The organism is Sphingomonas sp. 3-13AW (assembly GCF_049311085.1).
Lineage (GTDB): Bacteria > Pseudomonadota > Alphaproteobacteria > Sphingomonadales > Sphingomonadaceae > Sphingomonas.
On record NZ_JASNVZ010000010.1, the window covers coordinates 1 to 21,692 of the forward strand.

Consider the following 21,692-nt stretch of genomic DNA (forward strand, 5'->3'; position numbering starts at 1 on the left):
GCGGGGTGGAGCAGCCCGGTAGCTCGTCAGGCTCATAACCTGAAGGTCACAGGTTCAAATCCTGTCCCCGCAACCAACAAAGCCCGCTAAGTCGCAAGACTCAGCGGGCTTTGTTGCGTCCAGAGCAGGCGGGCGCGCGCAAGGTCGCGTCTCAGCGCCGGATTGAGCTGCTGGTCCCGCGCACGCCACCGGGCAGAGCTTTCTACGGTAGCGGTACCGCAATTGCGTTGACCGCTCGGAAACGATGTGCAGACTTCCCTCAAAACAGAACATGGAGAGGGATCGCGTGGCTCGTACGTTGCTCGTTGCACTTGGACTTTTGTCGTCGATCGCGCCGCTCAGCGTCGCCCATGCGCAGACTTCTCCTGCCGAACTCTCCTATCGCAATCCGCGGCTGACTCCGGCCGAGCGTGCCCGCGACCTCGTCTCCAGAATGAGCCTTGAGGAAAAGGCGCTCCAGCTGGGACATGACGCACCCGCGCTGCCGCGGCTTGGGGTGCCGAAATATAATTGGTGGAACGAGGGACTGCACGGGGTGGCGCGCGCCGGCATCGCGACCGTCTTCCCGCAGGCCATTGGCATGGCGGCGACCTGGGACGTCGCGCGGATGCAGAATACCGCCGATGTAATCTCGACCGAGTTCCGCGCGAAATATCTCGAACGCCGGCACCCCGATGGCGGCAGCGATTTCTATCGCGGGCTGACGGTGTGGTCACCCAACCTCAACATCTTCCGTGATCCGCGCTGGGGTCGTGGGCAAGAGACCTATGGCGAGGACCCGTATTTGACGGGCCGGATCGGGATCGCCTTCATCCGCGGCCTGCAGGGTGACGACCCGAAATATTACAAGACGATCGCGACGTCGAAGCACTTCGCCGTCCATTCCGGCCCGGAGAGCAACCGCCACCGCGAGGACGTGTATCCGAGCCTCCACGACCTGGAGGACACCTATCTGCCGGCATTCCGCGCCACGGTGACGGAGGGGAAGGTCGCGTCGATCATGTGCGTGTACAACGCGGTCTGGGGCGTGCCCGGCTGCGCGAGTTCGGTCCTGCAGGAACAGTATCTGCGCCGCGACTGGGGCTTCCAGGGCTATATCGTCTCCGACTGCGGTGCGGCGGCGAACATCTATCGCAAGGACGCGCTCGCCTACACCAATACCGCGCCCGAAGGCGTCGCCGCCGGGTTCGAGAACGGCATGGACCTGATCTGCGGTGACTACCGCAACGGGATGACCACCGATCCTGAGAACATCGTTGCGGCGGTGAAGGCCGGGCACATGAGCGAGGCGACGGTCGACCGTTCGCTCCAGCGGCTGTTCGAAGCCCGCATCCGATTGGGTCTGTTCGATCCGCAGCTGCCGTTCGCGAACATCACCGCAAAGGATTACGACACGCCGGCGCACCACGCCAAATCGCGCGAGATGGCGCAGGCGTCGATGGTCCTGCTGAAGAATCAGGGCAATCTTTTGCCGTTCAAGGGCGCCCCCCGGACGATCGCGGTGATCGGGCCGAACGCCGACAGCTTCGATACGCTGGTCGGCAACTATTATGGCACGCCGTCCAAGCCGGTGACGGTGCTCGACGGGATCCGCGCTCGCTATCCCAATGCCCGGATCCTCCACGCGCAGGGCGTCGGGCTGATCGGCCCGGCCGAGGCGCCGGTGCCGGATACTGCCTTCCGGGGCCTCCGCGTCGAGCATTTCGCCAATCCGGGCTTGCAAGGCGCCCCCAGCACGACCGAGGCAGCGACGAACGCACGGGCCGAGTGGACCGGCGATCGCGTGAGCTCGGCACGCTGGACCGGCACGCTGACCGCACCGGAGACGGGCGAGTATCGTTTCCGCTTCTCCAGCGAGAACGGCTATCGCGTCTGGATCGACAACAAGCTGGTGGTCGACGAATGGGGGGTGGGCGATGCGCCCTCGATCCTGTCCGGATCAATCCGCCTGAAGGCCGGGAAGCGCTATCCGGTACGGGTCGAAGGCTTCCAGCGCGGTGCGCGCGGCCAGCAGCAGCTGCTCTGGAGCCTGCCGAGCGCCAATGGCGACGACGCGGTCGCCGCGGCCAGCCAAGCCGATGTGGTGATCTTTGCAGGGGGCCTGTCCGCCCGCATCGAGGGTGAGGAGATGAAGGTCCAGGCAAAGGGCTTCGCCGGCGGGGACCGCACCAGCCTCGACCTGCCGGAGCCACAGCAGAAGCTGCTCGAGCGCGTCCACGCCACCGGCAAGCCCGTCGTCCTCGTGCTGATGAATGGGTCGGCGCTGAGCGTGAACTGGGCGGACGCGAACGTCCCCGCCATCGTGGAAGCCTGGTATCCCGGCGGTGAAGGCGGCCACGCAATCGCTGGACTGTTGGCGGGCGATTACAGCCCGGCCGGACGCCTGCCCGTCACCTTCTACAAATCGGCGGACGATCTGCCCGGCTTCGAAGACTATTCGATGAAGGGCCGCACCTATCGCTACTTCAATGGCGAGGTTCTCTATCCCTTCGGGCACGGCCTTTCCTACACCAACTTCAGCTATGCGAATGCGCGGGTCAGCGACAAGGCGATCGGTCCCGACGGGGCGGTGACGGTGTCGGTCGATGTCGCCAATACCGGGCCGATGGACAGCGACGAGGTCGTCCAGCTCTATGTCTCGCACCCTGGCCAGGAAGGTGCGGCTATCCGCACGCTGCAAGGATTCGAGCGCGTTCACATCAAGAAGGGCCAGACGCGCACCGTCCGCTTCACTCTCAAGGATCGTCAGCTGAGCTTCGTGGATCCGCAGGGGCGTCGCCGGATCGCAGCCGGCCAGACCGCTGTCTGGATTGGCGGCGGCCAGCCCGTCGCGCGGCCGGGCCTTGCACAGGCGCCCGGGGTGGCAACGTCCTTCACGATTTCGGGCGAGAAGCTGCTTCCCCGGTGATGGGCGGGTAGACGTCCAGCCCGATCGCCGAACAGCTGTTGCTTCAGAGCACCGGCCGGATCCTATCCGGCCGGTGCTTGAAATAACCGGAGCCGTTCTTGTGCCGGCGCGCCAGGCTAGTTTCTCGCCCCTGCCAGTCCTGCAGGGCGCAGCCTTGCCGCTTCTCGCGAACGGCCGCGAGCGATCAAAGGATGCCGGGGAAGCTGCCGCCGTCGATGAGGAGGCTCTGCCCGGTGATGTAGCCGGCATGGGCCGAGCACAGGAATGCGCAGGCAGCGCCGAACTCGGCCGGGGTGCCGAGGCGGCCGGCAGGAATCGAGGCTTCGCGCTTCGCGCGCTCCTCCGCCTCGCTGGCACCGGATTTTTCGGCAGCCTGTGCGATGATGCTGGCGATGCGGTCGGTGTCGAACGAACCCGGCAGCAGGTTGTTGATGGTGACATTGGCATGCGCGACCGAGCGCGCGACGCCGGCAACCAGTCCGGTCAGCCCGGCACGCGCACCGCTCGACAGGTCGAGGCCGGGGAGCGGCATCTTTACCGAGCCCGAAGTGATGTTGACGATCCGGCCGAAGCGGCGCTCGACCATGCCGGGCAGCAGCGCGTGGATCAGCAGCGTCGGGGTGACGAGATTGCTCTCGAGGCCCGCGCGAATCTTGTCGGCGTCGAGCGCCTCGAACGGGCGCAGCGGCGGGCCGGCGTTGTTATTCACCAGGATGTCCGCATCCGGAGCGGCGGCGATCAGCGCATCGCGCCCGGCTTCCGTGCCGACGTCGGCGACGACCGTGATCACCTCACCATCGGCGGCCTTCCGGATCGCTTCGGCGGTCGCCTCCAGCTTGGCGGCGTTGCGGCCGTTGAGGATGATGCGTGCACCTGCCTGTGCGAGCGCTTCAGCACAGCCCCGGCCAAGCCCGCCGCTGGAAGCGCAGACGATTGCGGTGCGTCCCGCGATGCCCAGATCCATGCTCTCAATCCCTTTTTTCTTGCCCCGCGACAGTCGGCGGGAGGAGGATTTGCGTTGGGAGAGCGCATGCGTCATTTTAGGGCTTAGTCAAAGAGTTGAGTGACGCGTGACGACAGCAGAAAAAATCGAAAACGGCACGCAGATAGGCCAAGACCTTGCGGCATGCGACCGCGAGCCTATCCATCTTTCGGGAGCGATCCAGCCACACGGCGTGATGCTGATCGTCGATGCGGCGACCCTGCGCACCGTCGCGGGGGCGGGCGACCTCGAGGAGCGGCTGACGCCGGATTGGCTGGATCGCCCGATTTCGGAGCTGATTGGGCAGGATGTGGCGGCCGTGCTGCGCTCCGCCGACGCAGGGCCGGGCGGGACGCTGCGGCTTGCGCCCGTTTCGGCCTCGTGCGGCCGCTTGGAAGCGAGCCTGCATCGATCGGGCGACCTGCTGATCGTCGAGCTTGAGCCGGGGCCGGACGTCCCGCGTTCCGCAGGCGAGGTGCTGACCGGCATCGAGCGTGCCGCCGCCAGCTTCGAGCGTTCGGCCGACCTGGTCCAGCTGTGCGAGCGCGCCGCGGTCGCCTTTCGCCAGCTGACCGGGTTCGACCGGGTGATGATCTACCGGTTTCTGGACGATGGCGCCGGCGTGGTGCTGGCAGAAGACCGGGCGGAGGGGCTCCACACCTTCCTCAACCACCATTTCCCGGCGTCCGACATCCCCCGCCAGGCGCGCGCGCTGTATGTTCGCAATCGCGTACGCGTGATTCCAGACAGCAACTATGTTCCGGCACCGATCCGGCCGCAGTCCGCCAACCTCGCGGGTATCGACCTGTCCGACGTGGCGCTGCGCAGCGTGTCGCCTATCCATGTCCAGTATCTGCGCAACATGGGGGTCGAGGCCTCTGCATCGATCTCGATCGTGCGCGACGGCGTGCTGTGGGGGCTGATCGCCTGCCACCACAACAGCCCGCGCGGGCTGGACCCCGAGCTTCGTGCCGCCACACGCGCGTTGGCGAGCGGCTTGGCGCGTCAGATCCGTGCCCAGGAAGAAGCGGAAAGCTACCGCGAACGGCTGCGGCTGCACGCGGGCGAGGACACGGTGATCCGGCAGCTCGGCGGCGACATGCCGCTCCGAACCCAGCTGGCCCAGGCGGCCAAGGAACTGGCCGAACTTCTGGAGGCTGACGGTTTCGCGTTGCTGGGCGGTGGCACGGTCACGCGCGAGGGTGAGTGCCCGGAGACGCAGGACCTGCTGCAGCTCGCCGAATGGGTGAGGGCGCAAGGCGGTGGCTTGGTCGTTAGCCGCGAGCTTTCGACGGTGTTCCCGGCGGCCGAACGCTATGCCGCGGTGGGAAGCGGGCTGCTCGCGATGCCGATCGACGGCACGGAGTGCGAGGTCATGTGGTTCCGGCGCGAAGAGATCGCGAGCGTCGAATGGGCCGGGAACCCGCATAAAGCGGTCGACCTGGTGCCCGGCGCGGTGCTGACGCCGCGTGCGTCGTTCGAAAGCTGGTCGCAGATCGTGCGGGGGCGTTCGCGCCGCTGGACGCTGGAGGAGGTGAAGGCGGCACACCGGCTTCGCCACGTCTTCAATGACGTGCGGCAGCGGCTGCGGCTGCGCGAACTCAACGGGCAGTTGTCGATCGCAAACCGGGATCAGGAATCGCTGCTGCGGCAGAAGGACGTGCTGATGCACGAGGTGAACCACCGGGTGCAGAACAGCCTTCAGCTGGTCTCCGCCTTCCTGGGCATGCAGGCACGCGCGGTCGGAGATCCGGCGCTGACGAGCCATCTGACCGAAGCGCAGGCGCGGCTGTCCGCGGTCGCGCTCGTCCACCGTCGCCTCTATCGCGACGACCAGGTCGAGACGGTGGAACTGAGCCGCTACCTGGACGAGTTGATGGGCGACATGCGCGCGTCGCTGGGTGCCGGATGGGGTTCGGCGCTGCGGGTGTATCTGGCGCCCGTGCTGGTGCCGACCGACCGCGCCATCGACATCGGCCTGATCGCGACCGAACTCGTCATCAACGCGACAAAATATGCGTATCCTGGCGAGACCGGTCCGATCACGCTCAGGCTGGAGCAGCACCGCGCGCACTTGCGATTGATCGTCGAGGACCAGGGTGCGGGCAAGAGCGGCAGCGGCGAAGGGTTCGGGAGCCGGATGATGAGTGCGCTGGTCGGCCGCCTGGACGGCGAGCTGACCTTTGAGGACAACCACCCGGGCCTGCGCGCGATCCTGACGGCGCCGATCGGGGAAGTGCCGCGCTGAGGCGGAACTAGGCGGCCACTTCGGCTTCCTCGGCGCGCTGATAGAGCGCGAACCCGGCCGCGGCGCCCGCCGACGCCGCCTCGATCCAGTCGGGGCCGCCGGCGAGTCCAGCCTGGTCCAGCCAGCCGAGGAAGGCGCGCCACTCGCCCTTGCCGTGGGCGGCCGACAGGTAGCGCGCGGGCAAGCCGGCGCCGACTTGCCGCGCGAGGTAGACGCCGCCGAGGCGCGAACCTTCGACCACATAGGCGAGGCCTGCGATGGCCGCCGCACCCGCGGGCAGCTCGAGCGCGAGCGGAGCGGGCATGACACGGCCGAGATCGTGCAGATCCTCGGCAAGAAGCGGCGTACGCGGCCGCCAAGCCGGCAGGCTGCTCTCGGCGGCCATCGCTGCCTCCGCGACCGGCAGCGCGCGTGCGTGGGCGACCAGCATCGCGGCATAGCTCGCCCGATCGGTCAGATCGAACCGGGAGAAGAGGGTATCGACCGCGTCATGGGCGGCGCGGGTGGTTTCGCGAAGAACGGCACTGGCAAGCATCCGGGTCGCCTCTAGAGCATCTTTCACGCGACGCGAAGCTGGTGGGGGCGGGGTGGCATGCGGTTCCGGTCTGCCGTGTCAGCCGAGGCGGGCGGCGGCGGTCCGCAGGTCCTCGACGAAGCGGCCGTATTCCTCCTCCGCCTTTGCCCGGTCGGGAATGCGCAGGAGGTAGCTGGGGTGGACGGTGATCCAGCCCTCGCCGCCGTGGGGAAGCGCGATCGCCTGGCCCCGCTCGCGACTGATGGTGACGGTGCGGCCGAGCAGCGAGCGAGCGGCCGTGGCGCCCAGGGCAACCGTGACCTCGGGCTTCACCAGTGCGGTTTCCTGCTCGATCCACCAGCGGCAGGCGTCGATCTCACCCGCATCGGGCTTGCTGTGAATGCGGCGCTTGCCACGCGGCTCGAACTTGAAGTGCTTCACCGCATTGGTGACATAGACGGTGGTGCGGTCGACACCGGCTTGCGCAAGCGCGCGGTCGAACATCTGCCCGGCGGGGCCGACGAACGGCTTGCCGGCAAGATCCTCCTGGTCGCCCGGCTGTTCGCCGACGAACATCAGGCGGGCGCCGACCGGGCCCTCGCCGAACACGGTCTGGGTCGCCGGCTTCCACAGGGGGCAGCGCTTGCAGCCGAGCGCCTCTTCGCGCAGCGCTTCCCAGGCGGCCTGGATGTTGCCGCCGGTCTGGGTACGGGCCTTGTCGATCATTCCTGCCTCTCGTGCCTGGGCGCCGGCGATCAGCTGCCCGACGAGCGCCGTCTCCGGCATGTTCTTCCAGTATTTGCGCGGCATCTCCTTGAGCATCGCGCCCTTCTTGAGCCGCGCAGGATTGAAGATGGAGGCGTAATAGGTCTTCCACACCTCCTCGACCGGATCGCCCTCCGGCGCATCGGCGCGCGTGGCGCCCGGGCCTTCGGTGAGGGTCTCGCCGTCCCAGTGGAGGGAGACTTCCGGCGTCAGGATCGACCAGCGCATGCTCGCGAAGCGGTTGACGAAGAAGGCCGCGTTGGCACGCACGATGTGGTGCTCGGGTTCGAACCAGGCGACGTAGCGGCTGGTGCCGTCCTCCTCCGCCACTTCGCGGAAGCGGAGGAACGCGCGCATCTTGTGGATGTCCCGGCGGACTTCCTTGGCCAGGATTTCGAGCCTGCGCACCAGCGGATCGGCGCGGTCCTCGATCAATCGCGGCTGGGTGCGCAGCCGGCAGAGCAGCGTGTAGAGCAATGCGAAGCGATCCGGGGCGGACGCCATGACGACGTCGCGACCCAGATCCAGAAAGGCGCGCGGAACCGAGAAGGCGGCACCGGCGGGGGGTGCGGGCCGAGCCTCGGGCGCCGACTGGGCGAACAGGTCCACGACCGCATCGCCGGTGCGCCATACCACCTGGTCGGGTGCCACCCCCTCGGCCGCGAGACCGCGTGCCGCATCCCGCCACGCGTCGAAATCGTCGGGAGCGGGAAGGGTGACGCCGCGCATCAGCCAGGGTTACTCGCGCTCGTCGCTGCCGGGCGGATTGTCCTTCGCCTCCTCGAGCTCCTTGGGCTTGCGGTCCTCGTAGATGTCGGCGAGCTTTTCCTCGGTCGCGTCGTCCAGCTCCTCGGCGGCGGCGGGGAACATGTCTTCCTCCTCCTCCTCGATGTGGTGCTCATAGCGGCGGCGCATATGGAAGAACTTCTCCTTCCACTCGTCCGAATCGAACTCCAGGCTCAGGAGCTCGCCGAGCAGATCGTCGACTTCCTTGTGCTCGGCGACCGAGTGGCGGGCGTCGTCGCGCAGTTCCGGTTCGCCGAGCATGGTGGCATAGAGCGATTCTTCCTCGGCCGCGGCATGGCTTTGCAGCTCCAGCCGGAAATCCTCGAACAGCTGCTGGCGCTCGGCAGCCGGGCTCGAGAAGTCGGCGAGCTGCGCGAGCATTTCGCGCTGCTTGTCGTGGTCGCGCTTCAGATCCTGATAGATGCGGGCGTCCGCCATGGTCTTCTCCCTGGGTTTCGTTGGGCACAACCGGCGGCGGGCCGAGGCGTTTCACCCGCGAATCACTCTCAGGCGGCAAACAGCTCCAACTGCTGCTTCTTGGGCGCCACGAGCGGCTTCAACTCGGCACGATCGGCAAGCGCCAGCGGGCGCCAATCCTCCGCGATCAGGAAGGGGCGGAGCTTCTTGATCGACACGGTGAGGCGGGCGACGTCATCCAGCCGCAGCCGCCGCCAGCGGCGCGCCGACAGGATCGCGTTCACCGCCTTTACCCCAAGGCCGGGCACGCGCAGCAGCGCTTCGCGCGGCGAGCGGTTGACGTCGACGGGGAAGTTGTCGCGAAACTTCAGCGCCCAGGCGAGCTTGGGATCAATGTCGAGCGGGAGCATGCCCGTTGCGTCGTCGGCGGCCGCGCGCACCTCCTCGGGCTTATAATCGTAGAAGCGCATCAGCCAGTCGGACTGGTAGAGCCGGTGCTCGCGCATCAGCGGTGGACGCTGGAGCGGCAGCACGGCCGAAGCCTCGGGAATCGGGCTGAAGGCCGAATAGTAAACGCGACGCAGATCGAAGCGATCGTAGAGCGTCGCCGCCCGGCCGACGATGTCGCGGTCGGTCGCAGCATCGGCCCCGACGATCATCTGGGTGGACTGACCCGCGGGCGCGAAACGGGGAGCGCTGCGGTACCGCTTGCGGGCGTCGGCACCGTCGGTGATCGCGGTGCGCATGCCGGACATCGCGCCCTCGATCTGGCTCTCCGACTTCTCCGGCGCGAGGCGCTTCAGGCCGCTGGCAGTGGGCAGTTCGACGTTGATCGAGACGCGGTCGGCGTGGAGGCCCGCCTGATGGATCAACTCCGGATCGGCGTCCGGGATCGTCTTGAGGTGGATATAGCCGCGGAAGTCGTGATCCTCGCGCAGGCTGCGCGCGACCTCGACCATCTGCTCCATGGTGTAATTGGACGATCGGATGATGCCGGACGAGAGGAACAGCCCCTCGATATAGTTGCGGCGGTAGAAGCTGAGGGTCAGCCGCACGACTTCCTCGGCCGTAAAGCGCGCGCGGCGGACGTTCGAGCTCTTGCGATTGATGCAATAATGGCAGTCGAAGATGCAGCTGTTCGTCAGCAGGATCTTGAGCAGCGAGATGCAGCGACCGTCGGGCGCATAAGCGTGGCAGATGCCCATCCCCTCGGTCGAGCCCAGCCCCTTGCCGTCGCGCGAGTTGCGCTTTGAAGTGCCGGACGAGGCGCAGGACGCGTCATACTTCGCCGCGTCCGCAAGGATCGCCAACTTCTCACGAGTGTCCAGCTGCGCCATATGTTCTGCATATGTTCAAACATGGACCGGCGCAAGGCTTGTGAATCAGGCGGTTAGCGGGTTCCGATCTTCCGCATCCGCCCGCAGCGCCATCCAGGCGACAAGGCCCAGCAGCGGCAGCGCGATCAGCGCCCAGATGCCGAGCCCCTCCCAGGGAGTGAAGCCGAGCCATTCGTCGGCGACGGTGCGAAGATAGCCGGGTGCGAACCGCTCCAGCAGGACCGAGCGCCAGACGGCATATTCGAAGAAGTCGGGGGCGGCGATCTCCGCCGCCGCGATCATCAGGTTGATCGCGATCGACACCGCGAGCAGCTGGGCCGCGAGCAGCTTTCCGATTCCCGTCCGCAGAAGGGTCCAGAAGCTGGCGAGGCCGAGGCCCAGGAAGCCGAGCGCCGGAACGGCGTGGCGAGGTCCGGTGGAATGGCCGCCGTCCCAGTAATAATAGGCCGCGTTGTAGAGGAAGGGGAGGATGCTGAGCACGATCGCGATGACCGCGATGTCGCGGTGGCGCGGGTCGCAGTAGAGCCAGGCGAGGCCGATGGGGGCGAGCACCAGTACGGGCGAGACCCACAGGATACCCCGCCGCGGGCCGAACACGATCTCCCACAGCACGTGCGGCTTGGGATAGGTAAGCCCGAAGAAGCCCTGCTGCATGCCAGCAAAGTCGGTAACGCCGGCATAGCCGGACTGGAACGGCGATCCGAAGGCGAAGGCGTTGTAGGCGAAGAGCGGCAACACGGCGATCAGGGCCATGCCCGCCGCCGCGATCATCACCGGGGTTCGTTGCGGCCAGGTCCATTGGCGCATCCGCCACAGCGCCCAGATGCCGATCGGCAGCGCCTCCAGCACCGAAGGCGGCTCGATGACGACACCCCAACCGAGCGCCAGACCGGCGAGAGCCGCGTACCCGATGCTCGCACGACTGCCAGCCGGTATCCGGGTGCCGCGCCACACGGCCCACACGGCGATGACCAGCATTGCGCCGGATGCGGCATGGCCGAAGATGGTGGTGGCCCACCCCCAGGCGATCGACCCGAGCGCATAGCCTATTGCGCCGAACAGGCCTGCTGCATTGCTGCCGGTGATGCCGCGCCCGAGATCGAACAGCAGCATGGCGGCGATGGCGACGAACAATGCGGAAGTGAATACGGCCGTCAGCCGGGTGCGGATCTTGATGAACCGGTTGAACCCGGGGTCCTCGTTGCGGATGCGATGGAACTCGGCGTTGTCCCCGGTCACCGCGTCGGCGAGGGCGACGAAGGGCACCGCCATCAGCGTCATGCCCGGTGCCTTGTCCGTGTAGAAATGCTCGCCGAACTGGGCGCGGTCGATCGTCAGGTTGGCGAATTCGTCGATGGTGGCGTCGCCCTGCTCGACCAGCGAGACGGCGGCGTACATGCGCGTGGCGTTGTTGGGGTTGAACTCCCAAGAGCCGAACCAACCGCAGGAAAACCAGACCAGTGCGAACAGCAACCAGGCGATCGGATCGCGTCTAAGCCCCTTCTGCCTCGTCATGCCGCCGCCATCGCTGCCCCGTCCAAGAGGCGAGCGGCTACGACGGCAGCGACATCATGGCAATGCACGGTGATCGCCTGTGCGGTCGGCCGAGCGTCAGGGAACGCTCGCCCCCTCAGCCGCCTTGGCGGCGCGGCGTTCTGCCCGCCAGCGATCGGCATTCTGGAAGAAGCAGCCGGACTGGCCGCTGGCGCCGATGGTGTTGCAGGTGCCGACGCCGGTGGCCCCGGCCTCCAGCGCGGACTTCTGGCGCACGGCCCAGCTCTGCTGGTCGGGTGACGCCTCGGTGGTGCGCAGTTCCTTGGGGATGCGGAAACGCTCTTCCTCGCCGCGGCGCACGCAGACGACGATTTCTTCGCCGTTGGAATTCGTCGGGCAACGGTCGTTGCCATAGATCACCAGCACGCCATTCTGTGCCGCATTCTGGGCGACCGCAGGTGCAGACAGTCCCAGCACCGGCGCACCCAGGCCGATCGCCGCCATCAGCATCCACTTAGCCATCGATCGTCCTCCTGTTTCCATCGTCAACGCGCCGATCTTCATATGCGTTTCGACGTAGCGATTGCCAGTCGGCAGCCCAGCCGGATCACGGTGGACAGCACGGGATACCCGACTGCCTGTTCGGCACCATGTGCCAGGGCTGCTTCCTTGTGCTCCAGCTCTTCGGCCTGGAACTCCCGAACGGCCGCCGAAAGCTCCGGCTCTTCGTCGCGAAGCTCGGCGAGCTGCTGGTCGTAATGCTTGTCGATCTCAGTCTCGACCGCGGCCGTACAGGCCATCGCCGCCTCCGGGCCGATCGCGGCGGTGACGGCCCCGAGCGCAAAGCCCGCGACGCTCCAGATCGGCTGGAGCAGGGTCGGGCGGACACCGCGTTCGGCGATCATGCCGTCGAACCAGGCGCGGTGGCGTTCCTCCTGCTTGGCCATGCCGACGATCTCCCGCGCGAGCGGCACGCGATCGCCCATCACCGCGAGCTGCCCCGCATAGATGCGCGTCGCGCCATATTCCCCCGCCTGATCCACCCGGATCATCTGCGAAACCGGCTCACGCCGGTCGCCTGGTCGCCACCGTTTCATCCACGTTTTCCTGCCAGCACAAAGATCGCCAACGCGCCGGCGAGCGAAAAGATCGCGTTGAACCCCGCGAGCGAGATCCCGGCGAGTGTCCATTGCGGCACGTCGCAGCGGATCACCGGCGCCTTCATGATCGCGTCGAGCATGTTGCCGGTGCCGCCGGAGAAGGGGGTCGCGCAGCCGGTGATACCCTGCCACCAGCCATATTCGACGCCGGCGTGGAACACGCCGATCGCCCCGCTGACCGCGATGGCGACGCCTGCGAGCAGCACCAGCGCGACCCGCGCGGAGGTCCGCGACACCAGGAAGCTCAGGAGCGCCAGCACGATCGCCACATAATGCGGCCAGCGCTGCCAATAGCACATCTCGCACGGGTAGAGCCCGCCCAGGTACTGGCTGCCGAGCGCCCCCGCCATCAACACGGACGGGACGAGCAACGCGAGCCAGCGCGCCGCCTGGAGATTGCCTCCGCGCATCCTAGCGCTTCTTTGCCGGGGCAGCCGCGGCGACCGCGCCTTGTGCCGGACCCAGGCGGCCGAGCGTCTGCAGCGCGTAATGGAGCTGGAAATCCTCGATCCCGCGCTTCTTGAGCGCCTCGGCACTTTCGCTGAATCGGGGATCCGGCTTGCCGTCGTCCTCCAGCACCGAATTGTCGACCTTTGCTTCGTTGATGAGGTGGCGACGGAGATCCGCCTCGCGGAAGACCGGCCGGTCCTTGTAATCCGGGTCGGAGATCTGCGGCACCTTCAGGTCGGGCTCGATGCCGCCTTCCTGCACGGAGCGGCCCGACGGGGTGTAGTAGCGCGCCGTCGTCAGGCGCAGCGCCGTCTGCGGCCCCAGCGGGAGCAGGGTCTGCACCGATCCCTTGCCGAAGCTGCGCTCGCCCATGACGATCGCGCGGTGATGGTCCTGCAGGGCGCCCGCGACGATCTCCGATGCCGAAGCGCTGCCGGCATTGACCAGCACGATGAGCGGCAGCCCCTGGGTCAGGTCGCCGGCCTCGGCATAATAGCGTTCGATGTCGGTCTTCTCGCGGCCGCGCTGGGAGACGATCTCGCCGCGGTCGAGGAAGACGTCGGAGACTTCGATCGCCTCGTTCAGCAGGCCCCCGCCGTTGTCGCGCAGGTCGACGATATAGCCGAGCGGCTTGTGGCCGAGCGCCTTGTCGATCGCGGCAATGGCGGCGCGCGTGTCGGCGCCGGTCTGGGCAGAGAAGGTGTTGATGTTGATGATGCCGATGCCGTCCTTCACTTCCCACTTCACGGGCTTTTGGACGATGATCTCGCGCGTCATCGTGGCGGTGATCGGCTTTTCCTGGCCAGGGCGCACCAAGGTCAGCGTCACCTTGGTATTGGCGGGCCCGCGCATCTGCGAAATGGCCTCATCCAGCGAACCGCCGTAGATCAGCTTGCCGTCGATGTGGGTGATATAGTCGCCCGCCTTGATCCCGGCGCGGGCCGCCGGAGTATCCTCGGTCGGGGCGATGACCTTGATGGCGCCGTCGATCATCGTGACGGTCAGGCCCAGGCCACCGTAATTACCCTCGGTAGCGATGCGCATGTTGTCGAAATCGAGCGCATCGACATAGGAGCTGTGCGGGTCGAGCGCGGACAACATGCCCTGAATCGCGCCCTTCACCAGCACCTTGTCATCGACCTTGTCGACGTAGGAGGCACGGACGCGATTATAGACGTCCATGAAGGTATCGAGTTCGCGATAGCTGTCGGAATCGGCCTGCGCCATCGCGCCGTTGGCGATCGGGACGAGCGCCAGCGCACCCACAATCGCAGTGGCCTGAAGAAACGGGCGGACCATGTGGGAGACCTTATGAACGGACATGCTGCACCAGAATAGCGGCAAAGGGTGGCTGCGTAAAAGGAACTCTCTGGTTCCCGCGTTCAGCCGAGCAGGGCGGCCAGATCGACGGCGACCCCGTGTCGGCGCAGCTCGACCGTGACGTGGGGCGACTCCCCGCCCGGCGCAATCCCGATCGGCGCTCCCGCGTCGACATTCGTGCCCCGTCCGGCGCTCGCCCGGGCAAGGCCGGTGATGAGCGTCGTCCAGCCGTCGCCATGATCCAGGAGGATGATGCTGCCATAGCTGCGGAAGGGCCGCGCCAGCAGCACGCGCCCTGCGAGCGGCGCCACCACCGGTGCGCCGGGGGGCACCGACAGCGTCAGGCCGCGCGCCCGCACGCCCGCGTCGGAGATTTCGGCAAAGCCGGTCACGACGCCGCCTGAGACCGGAAGCCGATAGGGCGAGCGGTGGCGGGGGGTGCCGTCCCCGCCGGGGCGCAGCAATGGGCCGGAAAGCGACGCAAGCTCCCCCTGGGTGGCGGCCGCGATCTGGCTCGCCTCCATCTGGTCGACGATGTCGCGGGCGCGTTCGCCGAGCGCGATCGCCCGGTCCGATTCGACCAGCGCGGTGCGGCCGAGATCCTGAGAGCGCAGGCGCTCGGCGGCTTCGAGCCGCACCAGCTGAAGGCGCTCGGCCTCAAGCTTGCGGCGGCTGGTGCCGAGCGCACGGACGGCCAGGTCCGCGTGCTGGCGGGTGCGCTGAACCTGCGCGAGTTCGGCGCGGACGGCGCTGGTTCGCTGGTGGACGGCGGGAAGGACGGTTGCGAGCACCGCGCGGACGTGGACGGCGTCGGCGGTCGAGCCTGGCTGGGCGACCGCGGCCACGGCGGGGCGCCTAGCCAGGGATTGGAGCGCCGCCATCAGCCGCACGATCGGATCGCGCCTGCGGGCAAGCTCGTCGCGCCGTTCAGAGAGCAGCCGGCCGATCAGTGCGACCCGGGCCTCGGCCGTGCGGTGCTCGGCCTCGGCCACGGCGATGCGGGCGGCCATGCTGCGCTGTCGGGCAGCCGCGCGGTCTGCAGCGGTGCGGGCGGCGGCAGCTTCCCGGTCGAGCGCCCGCGCGCGTTCGGCAGCGCGCGCTGCCTCGATCTTGGCGGCGCGAAGCCGCTCACGCTGCGGGTCGAGCGGGGAGGGGGCGGCCACCGTCGCGGCGGCGACGATCGCACCACCGGCGGCAAGCACCAGCACGGCGGCGGCGGCGCTGCGGGCCCGGCGCATCAGCCTTCGCGGTGATAGGGGTGATTGGCGAGGATGCTGGCGGCGCGCCACAATTGCTCCGCGAGCATCGCGCGGGCCATCATATGGGGCCAGGTGAGCCGGCCGAACGAGATCAGCAGGTCGGCCTCGCGCCGATCGGCATCGTCGAACCCGTCGGCGGCCCCGATCAGGAAGCGCGCCTCACGCACCCCATCGTCGCGCCACTGCCCCAGGATCTGCGCAAACTGGCGGGAGGGCATGTCGCGCCCGGTCTCGTCGAGCATGACGATGCGGGTGCCGGGCTCCCGGGCGGGCACCTTGCCGCCCTTGTCGGGCAGTTCGGTGACTCGCGTCGGCCAGGTCACCCGCTTCAGATAGCGGTCGACGAGTTCAGCCTCGGGGCTGCGCCCGATGCGCCCGCGCGCGACGATATGCAGCAGCACGGGCGCAAAAGGTCAGGCGTGGGCGGGCGGGTTGCCGGTCGAACCCATGGTCGGGGTATCGCCGAACGCCCACATCCGCTCCAGATTGTAGAAGGTGCGGACTTCGGGGCGGAACAGGTGGACGATCACGTCGCCCGCGTCGATCAGCACCCAGTCGGCAGTCGGCAGGCCCTCGATACGGGGGCTGCGGCCGAACTCCGCCTTGATCTTTTCGGCGAGCTTGGTCGCCATCGAGGCGACCTGCCGGGTCGACCGGCCGGACGCGACCACCATGTGGTCGGCGATGCTGGATTTGCCTGCGAGCGGGATCGACACGGTTTCGACCGCCTGGTCGTCGTCGAGCGAGGTGAGGACGAGACGGTGCAGCGCCTCGACGTCATGGGTACCGCCTTCGCGTGCGGAAGAGGGGTTGGGCAACTTGTCTCCTAGCCTTTCATGGCCGTGCGCGTGGGATCGTGGTTCGGCGGGATGCGCCGGTGCCAAGCGGGATCGGCGGCTCGAATGCCGGTCGCCGACGTCGGATCCGGGCGGAAGCGCAGCAACACAAGTGCCGGCAGACTCCACTTTGTCCATCGTTTCGCCTGGCCTGCGGGCCGCACGTGGCGCCGCAGCCAGCCCATCGCGACACTTGCGCGGGCACGCCGATCATACCCCGGACGCGCGATAATCGCAATCGGCATGGTGCGGGCGATTTCACGCCATCCTCGCCAGCGATGAAACTGGGCGAGATTGTCGGCGCCCATGACCCAGATGAAGTCGTGATCCGGGAACCGCGCGACGAGCTTTCGCAGGGTATCGAGCGTGTAGCGCGTCCCCAGCCGCTGCTCGATGTCGGTCGCACGAATTCGCGAGTGGCGAGCCATCCGCCTTGCCGAGGCGAGCCGCGTCGCGAACGGCGCCATGTCGTCCGCATCCTGCTTGAGCGGATTGCCCGGCGAGACCAGCCACCACAGTTCGTCGAGCTCCAGCGCACGGATCGCCTGGAGCGAGATGCCGCGGTGGCCGCTATGGGCCGGGTTGAAGGAGCCGCCGAGAAGGCCGATGCGGGACATGGCAGCCGCGATGCCAGCAACGCTCCGCCGCCGCAATCGGCGCGCGCGTCAGGGTCGCGTCTGGCCGGAGCCGGTCACGACCCATTTATAGGTGGTGAGGCCTTCCAGCGCGACGGGACCGCGCGCGTGGAGCCGGCCCGTCGAGATGCCGATCTCGCCGCCCAGGCCGAATTCGCCGCCATCGGCGAACTGGGTGGAGGCGTTCCACATCACGATCGCCGAATCGACCGCGTTCAGGAAGCGTTCGGCGGCCGCTGCGTCTTCAGTCACGATCGCATCGGTGTGGCCGGAGCTGTGGCGGGCGATATGGGCGATTGCGCCCTCAACGCCGTCGACGAACTTCACCGACAGGATCGCGTCGAGATATTCGGTGTCCCAATCCTCGTCGGTAGCGGGGAGTACGCGCGAGTCGATGGCCTGGACGTCCGGCTCACCCCGCAGCTCGCAGCCGCCCTCGATGAGGGCGGCGAGCAGCGGCGCAGGATCGGCAAAGGCGCGGTCGATCAGCAGCGTTTCGGTCGCACCGCAGATGCCGGGGCGACGGAGCTTGGCGTTGACCACCAGCGCGCGGGCCATGGCGGGATCGGCGGCGGCGTCGACATAGCTGTGGTTGATGCCGTCGAGATGCGCGAGCACGGGCACGCGCGCCTCTGCCTGGACCCGCGCAACCAGGCTCTTGCCGCCGCGGGGCACGACCATGTCGATCAGGCCGTCGGCCGCCAGCATCGCGCCCACTGCCGCGCGATCGGTCGTGGGGACGAGCTGGACCGCGTCCGCAGGTGCCCCGCCGGCGACGAGGCCGCGCTGCAGGGCCGCGTGCAGCGCGCGGTTGCTCTCGACCGCCTCCGACCCGCCGCGCAGGATCGCGGCGTTACCCGCCATGACACAAAGGGCACCCGCGTCGGCGGTAACGTTGGGACGGCTTTCGTAGATGATGCCGATGACGCCGATCGGTACGCGCACGCGGCGCAGCACCAGACCGTTGGGGCGGCGATCTTCCGACACCACCGCGCCGACCGGATCAGGGAGGCCGGCGATCGCCTCCACCCCGGCTGCGGCGCCTTCGAGCCGGCCCGCGTCGAGCCGCAACCGGTCGAGTAGCGCCGCGCTCAATCCGCGTGCTTCGCCCGCCGCGACATCGCGCGCGTTGGCGGTGAGGATCGCCGGCGCATCCGCGCGGATGGCGGCGGCAGCTGCACGCAGGGCCGCAGCCTTGGTCTCGGTCGGAAGCGCGGCGAGCACGCGAGCGGCGGCGCGGGCGCGCTCGCCCATTGCCTGCACGGTGGCGACGGGATCTTCGGATCGGAGCGCGGCGGCAGTGGACATGGACGGAGCCTAGCACGCAGATGCGCGCGACCCAAAGCCCTCGACAGACGGAACCAAGCTGGTAATTTTCGCACCATGGGGGAATTAGAAGCAGGGGGCGACATTGTCGCCGCGGGATTGCTCGGGCGCGCTATCGAGCCGTCGGCGGGCGAGCGGCAGGCGCACGGCAGGGGCGGTTCGCAACGCCTGTGCCTCAACTGCGGAACCGGCCTGATCGGGGCGCACTGTCATCGCTGCGGGCAAGCCGGCGATATCCATCGGACGCTCCACTCGGTGGGCCACGACCTGCTGCACGGTGTGTTTCACTTCGAGGGCAAGATCTGGAACACGCTGCCGATGCTCGTGCTGCGACCGGGGGCGCTCACGCGCCGCTATGTCCGGGGCGAGCGGGCGCGGTTCGTGTCGCCGCTGGCGCTGTTCCTGTTCACTATGTTCCTGATGTTCGCGGTGTTCAGTTGGGTCGGCCTCGGCGGCTGGATGCAAGCCAATGACGGCGCTGCGCCCAATGTCGAAGTGTCTTTCAAGAGCGACCTGGCGGAGATGGAGCGGCAGCTTGCGGAACTCGACCGCGAGCGTGGCCGTGCGGTGGCGGCCGGCGAATCCACGCGCGAGCTGGACCTCTCGCGCGCGGCGCTGACGAGCGGAGAGGCGCTCAAAAAGGGCGGCGGCATATCCGGAATATTGCGGGCGATCGGCGAGAAGCTGGAGCGGAAGGGCTATGCCAAGGCCGCCCACAAGCTGCAGAACCCGGAGCTGTTGCTCTACAAGATCAAGACCAGCAGCTACAAATACAGCTGGGCGCTTATCCCGCTGTCGTTGCCGTTCATGTGGCTGCTGTTCGCATGGCGGTGCGAGTATCGGATGTACGATCATGCGATCTTCGTGATCTATTCCATCAGCTTCATGAACCTGCTGTTCGTGAGCATGGCGTTGTTCAGCCTGACGCCACTGCTGTCGTGGCTGGACGCGTGGCTTGTCCTGGTCCCTGTCGCGCACATGTTCCTGCAGCTGAAGGGGGCGTACCAGTTGCGGACGTTCAGTGCAGCCTGGCGAACCGCTGCGCTGCTGGTCGTCGCCGTGGTGGTGCTGACGATGTTCCTGTCGCTGCTCGTGCTTCTGGGGCTGATGGGGTGAGCTAAGCCCCCTGCGAGAGCGGGGACGGGCGGCCTAACGCTTGCCACAATGGTGCACCGGGCCCTGTGCTCTCTGCCGGGATTGCAGGGACTGCCGGTAAAGAAAAACCCTCCGCGATCGTGTCGCGGAGGGTCTTCTTTGTCGCGCGTTGCCGGATCAGGCGCCGGCAGGGCTCGGCTGGCCAAAGGGGCCTTGCGGGCGCCGCGTCTTGGGGATCGAGGTTCCGCCAGCGGCAACCGGGCGCGTTGGGCCACCAGTCGGCCGACCGATGTCCTCGCCGGCGATCAGGCGCTTGATCTCGTCGCCGCTCAGCGTCTCATATTCGAGCAGGGCGCCGGCCAGCGTGTGGAGCTGGTCGACATGCTCGGTCAGCACGTCCCGCGCGCGGGTAAGGCCGCCCTCGACGATGCGCTTGATCTCGCTGTCGATCAGCTCGGCCGTCTTGTTCGACATGCGGGCCGGGGCCGACTGCGAATAGCCAAGGAAGCTCTCGCCCTGCGGCTCGGCATATTCGACCGGGCCGACCGCATCGGACATGCCCCAGCGGGTGACCATGTCGCGCGCCAGGCTCGTCGCCTGCTGGATGTCGCCCGAGGCGCCCGAGGACACCTTGTCATAGCCGAAGATGATCTCCTCGGCGACACGGCCGCCCATCGCCACCGCCAGGTTCGCGTACATCTTGTCGCGATGGTAGCTGTAGCTGTCGCGTTCCGGCAGGCGCATCACCATGCCCAGTGCACGACCGCGCGGGATGATCGTCGCCTTGTGGATCGGGTCCGAAGCAGGCTCGTGAATCGAGACGATGGCGTGGCCCGCCTCGTGATAGGCGGTCATCCGCTTCTCGTCGTCGGTCATCACCATCGAGCGCCGCTCGGCGCCCATCATGACCTTGTCCTTGGCCTCTTCGAACTCGAGCATCGCCACCAGGCGCTTGCCCTTGCGCGCGGCGGTCAGCGCCGCCTCGTTCACGAGGTTGGCGAGATCGGCGCCCGAGAAGCCCGGCGTACCGCGTGCAATGACGCGCGCGTCGACGTCGGGTGCCAGCGGCACCTTCTTCATGTGGACCTGCAGGATCTTGATGCGGCCCTCGATATCGGGGCGAGGCACCACGACCTGGCGGTCGAAGCGGCCCGGACGCAGCAGCGCGGGGTCGAGCACATCCGGGCGGTTGGTCGCCGCGATGATGATGATGCCTTCGTTCGCTTCGAAGCCGTCCATCTCGACCAGCAGCTGGTTGAGCGTCTGTTCGCGCTCGTCGTTGCCGTTGCCGAGGCCTGCGCCACGATGGCGGCCGACGGCGTCGATTTCGTCGATGAAGACGATGCACGGCGCCGACTTCTTGGCCTGTTCGAACATGTCGCGCACGCGGCTGGCGCCGACGCCCACGAACATCTCGACGAAGTCCGAGCCGGAGATGGTGAAGAAGGGCACGCCCGCCTCACCCGCGATCGCGCGGGCGAGCAGGGTCTTGCCGGTACCGGGCGAACCGACCAGCAGCGCGCCCTTGGGGATCTTGCCGCCCAGGCGTGCGAACTTGGTCGGGTCCTTCAGGAACTCGACGATTTCCTCGAGTTCCTCGCGTGCCTCGTCGATGCCCGCGACGTCGGCAAAGGTGACCTTGCCTTCCTTCTGCGTGAGCATGCGGGCACGCGACTTGCCGAAGCCCATCGCGCCATTGGCGCCGCCGCCCTTCTGCATCTGGCGCACCACGAAGAAGGCGATACCGAGGAACAGCAGGAAGGGGAGGGCCTGGACCAGCATATACTGCCAGATCGACGGGCCTTCCTCCGGACGCGCAGTGATCGTGACGCCCGACTTGCGCAGGCGCTCCGTCAGCTGCGGATCGTTCATCGCATAGGTGCGGAACTTCTCACCGTTGGTCTGGGTGCCGGTGATGACGTTGGCCGCGACATTGACGTCCTTGATCGAACCCTCTTCGACGCGGTCGAGGAAGGCCGAATAGGGGATCGCCGTGCCGGCGGTCTGCGTGCCGCTGCTGGGGAATAGCGACACGAACAGCGCCAACCCCATCAGGATGCCCACCCAGATCAGCAGGCTCTTCATCCAGGGGTTGCCGTTGCCGCCGTTGTCGGGGCTGGGCTGTTTGTCGTTGTCGTTCATGAAAGCGCGTACCTCTTC

At 67.6% G+C, this 21,692-nt stretch carries 19 protein-coding genes; 3 read left to right on the forward strand and 16 right to left on the reverse strand.

Features of this window, described 5'->3' with window-relative positions; genetic code table 11:
• Window positions 1-286 precede the first annotated feature (286 nt).
• A complete protein-coding gene (locus QP045_RS11925) occupies window positions 287-2,908 on the forward strand; it encodes a glycoside hydrolase family 3 C-terminal domain-containing protein (protein WP_422515208.1) in 2,622 nt (873 codons plus the stop codon).
• Between the two features lie 184 nt (window positions 2,909-3,092).
• Here the strand turns inward: QP045_RS11925 and QP045_RS11930 are convergent, their stop codons facing one another.
• Complete coding sequence (locus tag QP045_RS11930) at window positions 3,093-3,872, reverse strand: SDR family oxidoreductase (protein ID WP_422515209.1); 780 nt, start codon at window positions 3,870-3,872, stop codon at window positions 3,093-3,095.
• A gap of 106 nt (window positions 3,873-3,978) precedes the next feature.
• Here QP045_RS11930 and QP045_RS11935 point away from each other — a divergent pair, with 106 nt between their 5' ends.
• Entirely contained in the window at window positions 3,979-6,138 is a 2,160-nt protein-coding gene (locus QP045_RS11935; RefSeq protein ID WP_422515210.1) for a histidine kinase dimerization/phosphoacceptor domain -containing protein, read from the forward strand.
• A gap of 7 nt (window positions 6,139-6,145) precedes the next feature.
• Here the strand turns inward: QP045_RS11935 and QP045_RS11940 are convergent, their stop codons facing one another.
• From QP045_RS11940 to QP045_RS12005, 14 genes are all read right to left on the reverse strand, one after another.
• A complete protein-coding gene (locus QP045_RS11940) occupies window positions 6,146-6,700 on the reverse strand; it encodes a biliverdin-producing heme oxygenase (RefSeq protein WP_422515211.1) in 555 nt (184 codons plus the stop codon).
• A gap of 51 nt (window positions 6,701-6,751) precedes the next feature.
• Window positions 6,752-8,146 carry a UdgX family uracil-DNA binding protein gene (locus QP045_RS11945; RefSeq protein WP_422515212.1) on the reverse strand — a complete coding sequence of 465 codons (1,395 nt, stop codon included), beginning with the start codon at window positions 8,144-8,146 and terminating at the stop codon, window positions 6,752-6,754.
• Between the two features lie 9 nt (window positions 8,147-8,155).
• Entirely contained in the window at window positions 8,156-8,641 is a 486-nt protein-coding gene (locus tag QP045_RS11950) for a hemerythrin domain-containing protein (protein ID WP_422515213.1), read from the reverse strand.
• A 68-nt stretch (window positions 8,642-8,709) separates the two neighbouring features.
• Window positions 8,710-9,957, reverse strand: coding sequence for a putative DNA modification/repair radical SAM protein (locus QP045_RS11955; protein WP_422515214.1), 1,248 nt, complete (start codon window positions 9,955-9,957; stop codon window positions 8,710-8,712).
• Between the two features lie 45 nt (window positions 9,958-10,002).
• A complete protein-coding gene (locus tag QP045_RS11960) occupies window positions 10,003-11,472 on the reverse strand; it encodes a hypothetical protein (protein ID WP_422515215.1) in 1,470 nt (489 codons plus the stop codon).
• Between the two features lie 96 nt (window positions 11,473-11,568).
• On the reverse strand, window positions 11,569-11,973 hold the full coding sequence (locus QP045_RS11965; protein ID WP_422515216.1) for a hypothetical protein: 405 nt from the start codon (window positions 11,971-11,973) through the stop codon (window positions 11,569-11,571).
• Window positions 11,974-12,011: 38 nt separating this feature from the next.
• Window positions 12,012-12,548, reverse strand: coding sequence for a demethoxyubiquinone hydroxylase family protein (locus QP045_RS11970; RefSeq protein WP_422515217.1), 537 nt, complete (start codon window positions 12,546-12,548; stop codon window positions 12,012-12,014).
• Window positions 12,545-13,021, reverse strand: coding sequence for a disulfide bond formation protein B (locus QP045_RS11975; RefSeq protein ID WP_422515218.1), 477 nt, complete (start codon window positions 13,019-13,021; stop codon window positions 12,545-12,547). Before QP045_RS11975 ends, QP045_RS11970 begins: the two co-directional genes overlap by 4 nt.
• 1 nt (window position 13,022) lies before the next feature.
• Complete coding sequence (locus tag QP045_RS11980) at window positions 13,023-14,360, reverse strand: S41 family peptidase (protein ID WP_422515342.1); 1,338 nt, start codon at window positions 14,358-14,360, stop codon at window positions 13,023-13,025.
• A gap of 83 nt (window positions 14,361-14,443) precedes the next feature.
• A complete protein-coding gene (locus tag QP045_RS11985; protein WP_422515219.1) occupies window positions 14,444-15,619 on the reverse strand; it encodes a murein hydrolase activator EnvC family protein in 1,176 nt (391 codons plus the stop codon).
• Window positions 15,619-16,041 carry a 23S rRNA (pseudouridine(1915)-N(3))-methyltransferase RlmH gene (locus QP045_RS11990; protein WP_422515220.1) on the reverse strand — a complete coding sequence of 141 codons (423 nt, stop codon included), beginning with the start codon at window positions 16,039-16,041 and terminating at the stop codon, window positions 15,619-15,621. The genes QP045_RS11985 and QP045_RS11990 overlap by 1 nt, the downstream gene beginning before the upstream one ends.
• Window positions 16,042-16,053: 12 nt before the next feature.
• Window positions 16,054-16,458 (reverse strand): ribosome silencing factor, encoded by a 405-nt coding sequence (rsfS, locus tag QP045_RS11995; RefSeq protein ID WP_422515221.1) that lies wholly within the window; start codon window positions 16,456-16,458, stop codon window positions 16,054-16,056.
• Between the two features lie 8 nt (window positions 16,459-16,466).
• Entirely contained in the window at window positions 16,467-17,093 is a 627-nt protein-coding gene (locus QP045_RS12000; RefSeq protein WP_422515222.1) for a nicotinate-nucleotide adenylyltransferase, read from the reverse strand.
• Between the two features lie 48 nt (window positions 17,094-17,141).
• Window positions 17,142-18,419 carry a glutamate-5-semialdehyde dehydrogenase gene (locus QP045_RS12005; RefSeq protein WP_422515223.1) on the reverse strand — a complete coding sequence of 426 codons (1,278 nt, stop codon included), beginning with the start codon at window positions 18,417-18,419 and terminating at the stop codon, window positions 17,142-17,144.
• A gap of 75 nt (window positions 18,420-18,494) precedes the next feature.
• Here QP045_RS12005 and QP045_RS12010 point away from each other — a divergent pair, with 75 nt between their 5' ends.
• The gene (locus tag QP045_RS12010) at window positions 18,495-19,553 is read left to right on the forward strand and encodes a DUF3667 domain-containing protein (RefSeq protein WP_422515224.1); all 1,059 of its coding nucleotides are present in this window, start codon (window positions 18,495-18,497) and stop codon (window positions 19,551-19,553) included.
• 156 nt (window positions 19,554-19,709) lie between these two features.
• Here QP045_RS12010 and ftsH read toward each other — a convergent pair whose 3' ends face one another.
• Window positions 19,710-21,674, reverse strand: coding sequence for an ATP-dependent zinc metalloprotease FtsH (gene ftsH, locus QP045_RS12015; RefSeq protein ID WP_422515225.1), 1,965 nt, complete (start codon window positions 21,672-21,674; stop codon window positions 19,710-19,712).
• Window positions 21,675-21,692 lie beyond the last annotated feature (18 nt).

Bases quoted from the DNA above. Each gene is read 5' to 3' on its own strand.
- QP045_RS11930 (WP_422515209.1), bottom strand. From the start codon at position 3,872: ATGGATCTGGGCATCGCGGGACGCACCGCAATCGTCTGCGCTTCCAGC.
- QP045_RS11945 (WP_422515212.1), bottom strand. From the start codon at position 8,146: ATGCGCGGCGTCACCCTTCCCGCTCCCGACGATTTCGACGCGTGGCGG.
- QP045_RS11950 (WP_422515213.1), bottom strand. From the start codon at position 8,641: ATGGCGGACGCCCGCATCTATCAGGATCTGAAGCGCGACCACGACAAG.
- QP045_RS11955 (WP_422515214.1), bottom strand. From the start codon at position 9,957: ATGGCGCAGCTGGACACTCGTGAGAAGTTGGCGATCCTTGCGGACGCG.
- QP045_RS11960 (WP_422515215.1), bottom strand. From the start codon at position 11,472: ATGACGAGGCAGAAGGGGCTTAGACGCGATCCGATCGCCTGGTTGCTG.
- QP045_RS11965 (WP_422515216.1), bottom strand. From the start codon at position 11,973: ATGGCTAAGTGGATGCTGATGGCGGCGATCGGCCTGGGTGCGCCGGTG.
- QP045_RS11970 (WP_422515217.1), bottom strand. From the start codon at position 12,548: ATGAAACGGTGGCGACCAGGCGACCGGCGTGAGCCGGTTTCGCAGATG.
- QP045_RS11975 (WP_422515218.1), bottom strand. From the start codon at position 13,021: ATGCGCGGAGGCAATCTCCAGGCGGCGCGCTGGCTCGCGTTGCTCGTC.
- QP045_RS11980 (WP_422515342.1), bottom strand. From the start codon at position 14,360: ATGGTCCGCCCGTTTCTTCAGGCCACTGCGATTGTGGGTGCGCTGGCG.
- QP045_RS11985 (WP_422515219.1), bottom strand. From the start codon at position 15,619: ATGCGCCGGGCCCGCAGCGCCGCCGCCGCCGTGCTGGTGCTTGCCGCC.
- QP045_RS12000 (WP_422515222.1), bottom strand. From the start codon at position 17,093: ATGTCCCGCATCGGCCTTCTCGGCGGCTCCTTCAACCCGGCCCATAGC.
- QP045_RS12005 (WP_422515223.1), bottom strand. From the start codon at position 18,419: ATGTCCACTGCCGCCGCGCTCCGATCCGAAGATCCCGTCGCCACCGTG.
- QP045_RS12010 (WP_422515224.1), top strand. From the start codon at position 18,495: ATGGGGGAATTAGAAGCAGGGGGCGACATTGTCGCCGCGGGATTGCTC.
- ftsH (WP_422515225.1), bottom strand. From the start codon at position 21,674: ATGAACGACAACGACAAACAGCCCAGCCCCGACAACGGCGGCAACGGC.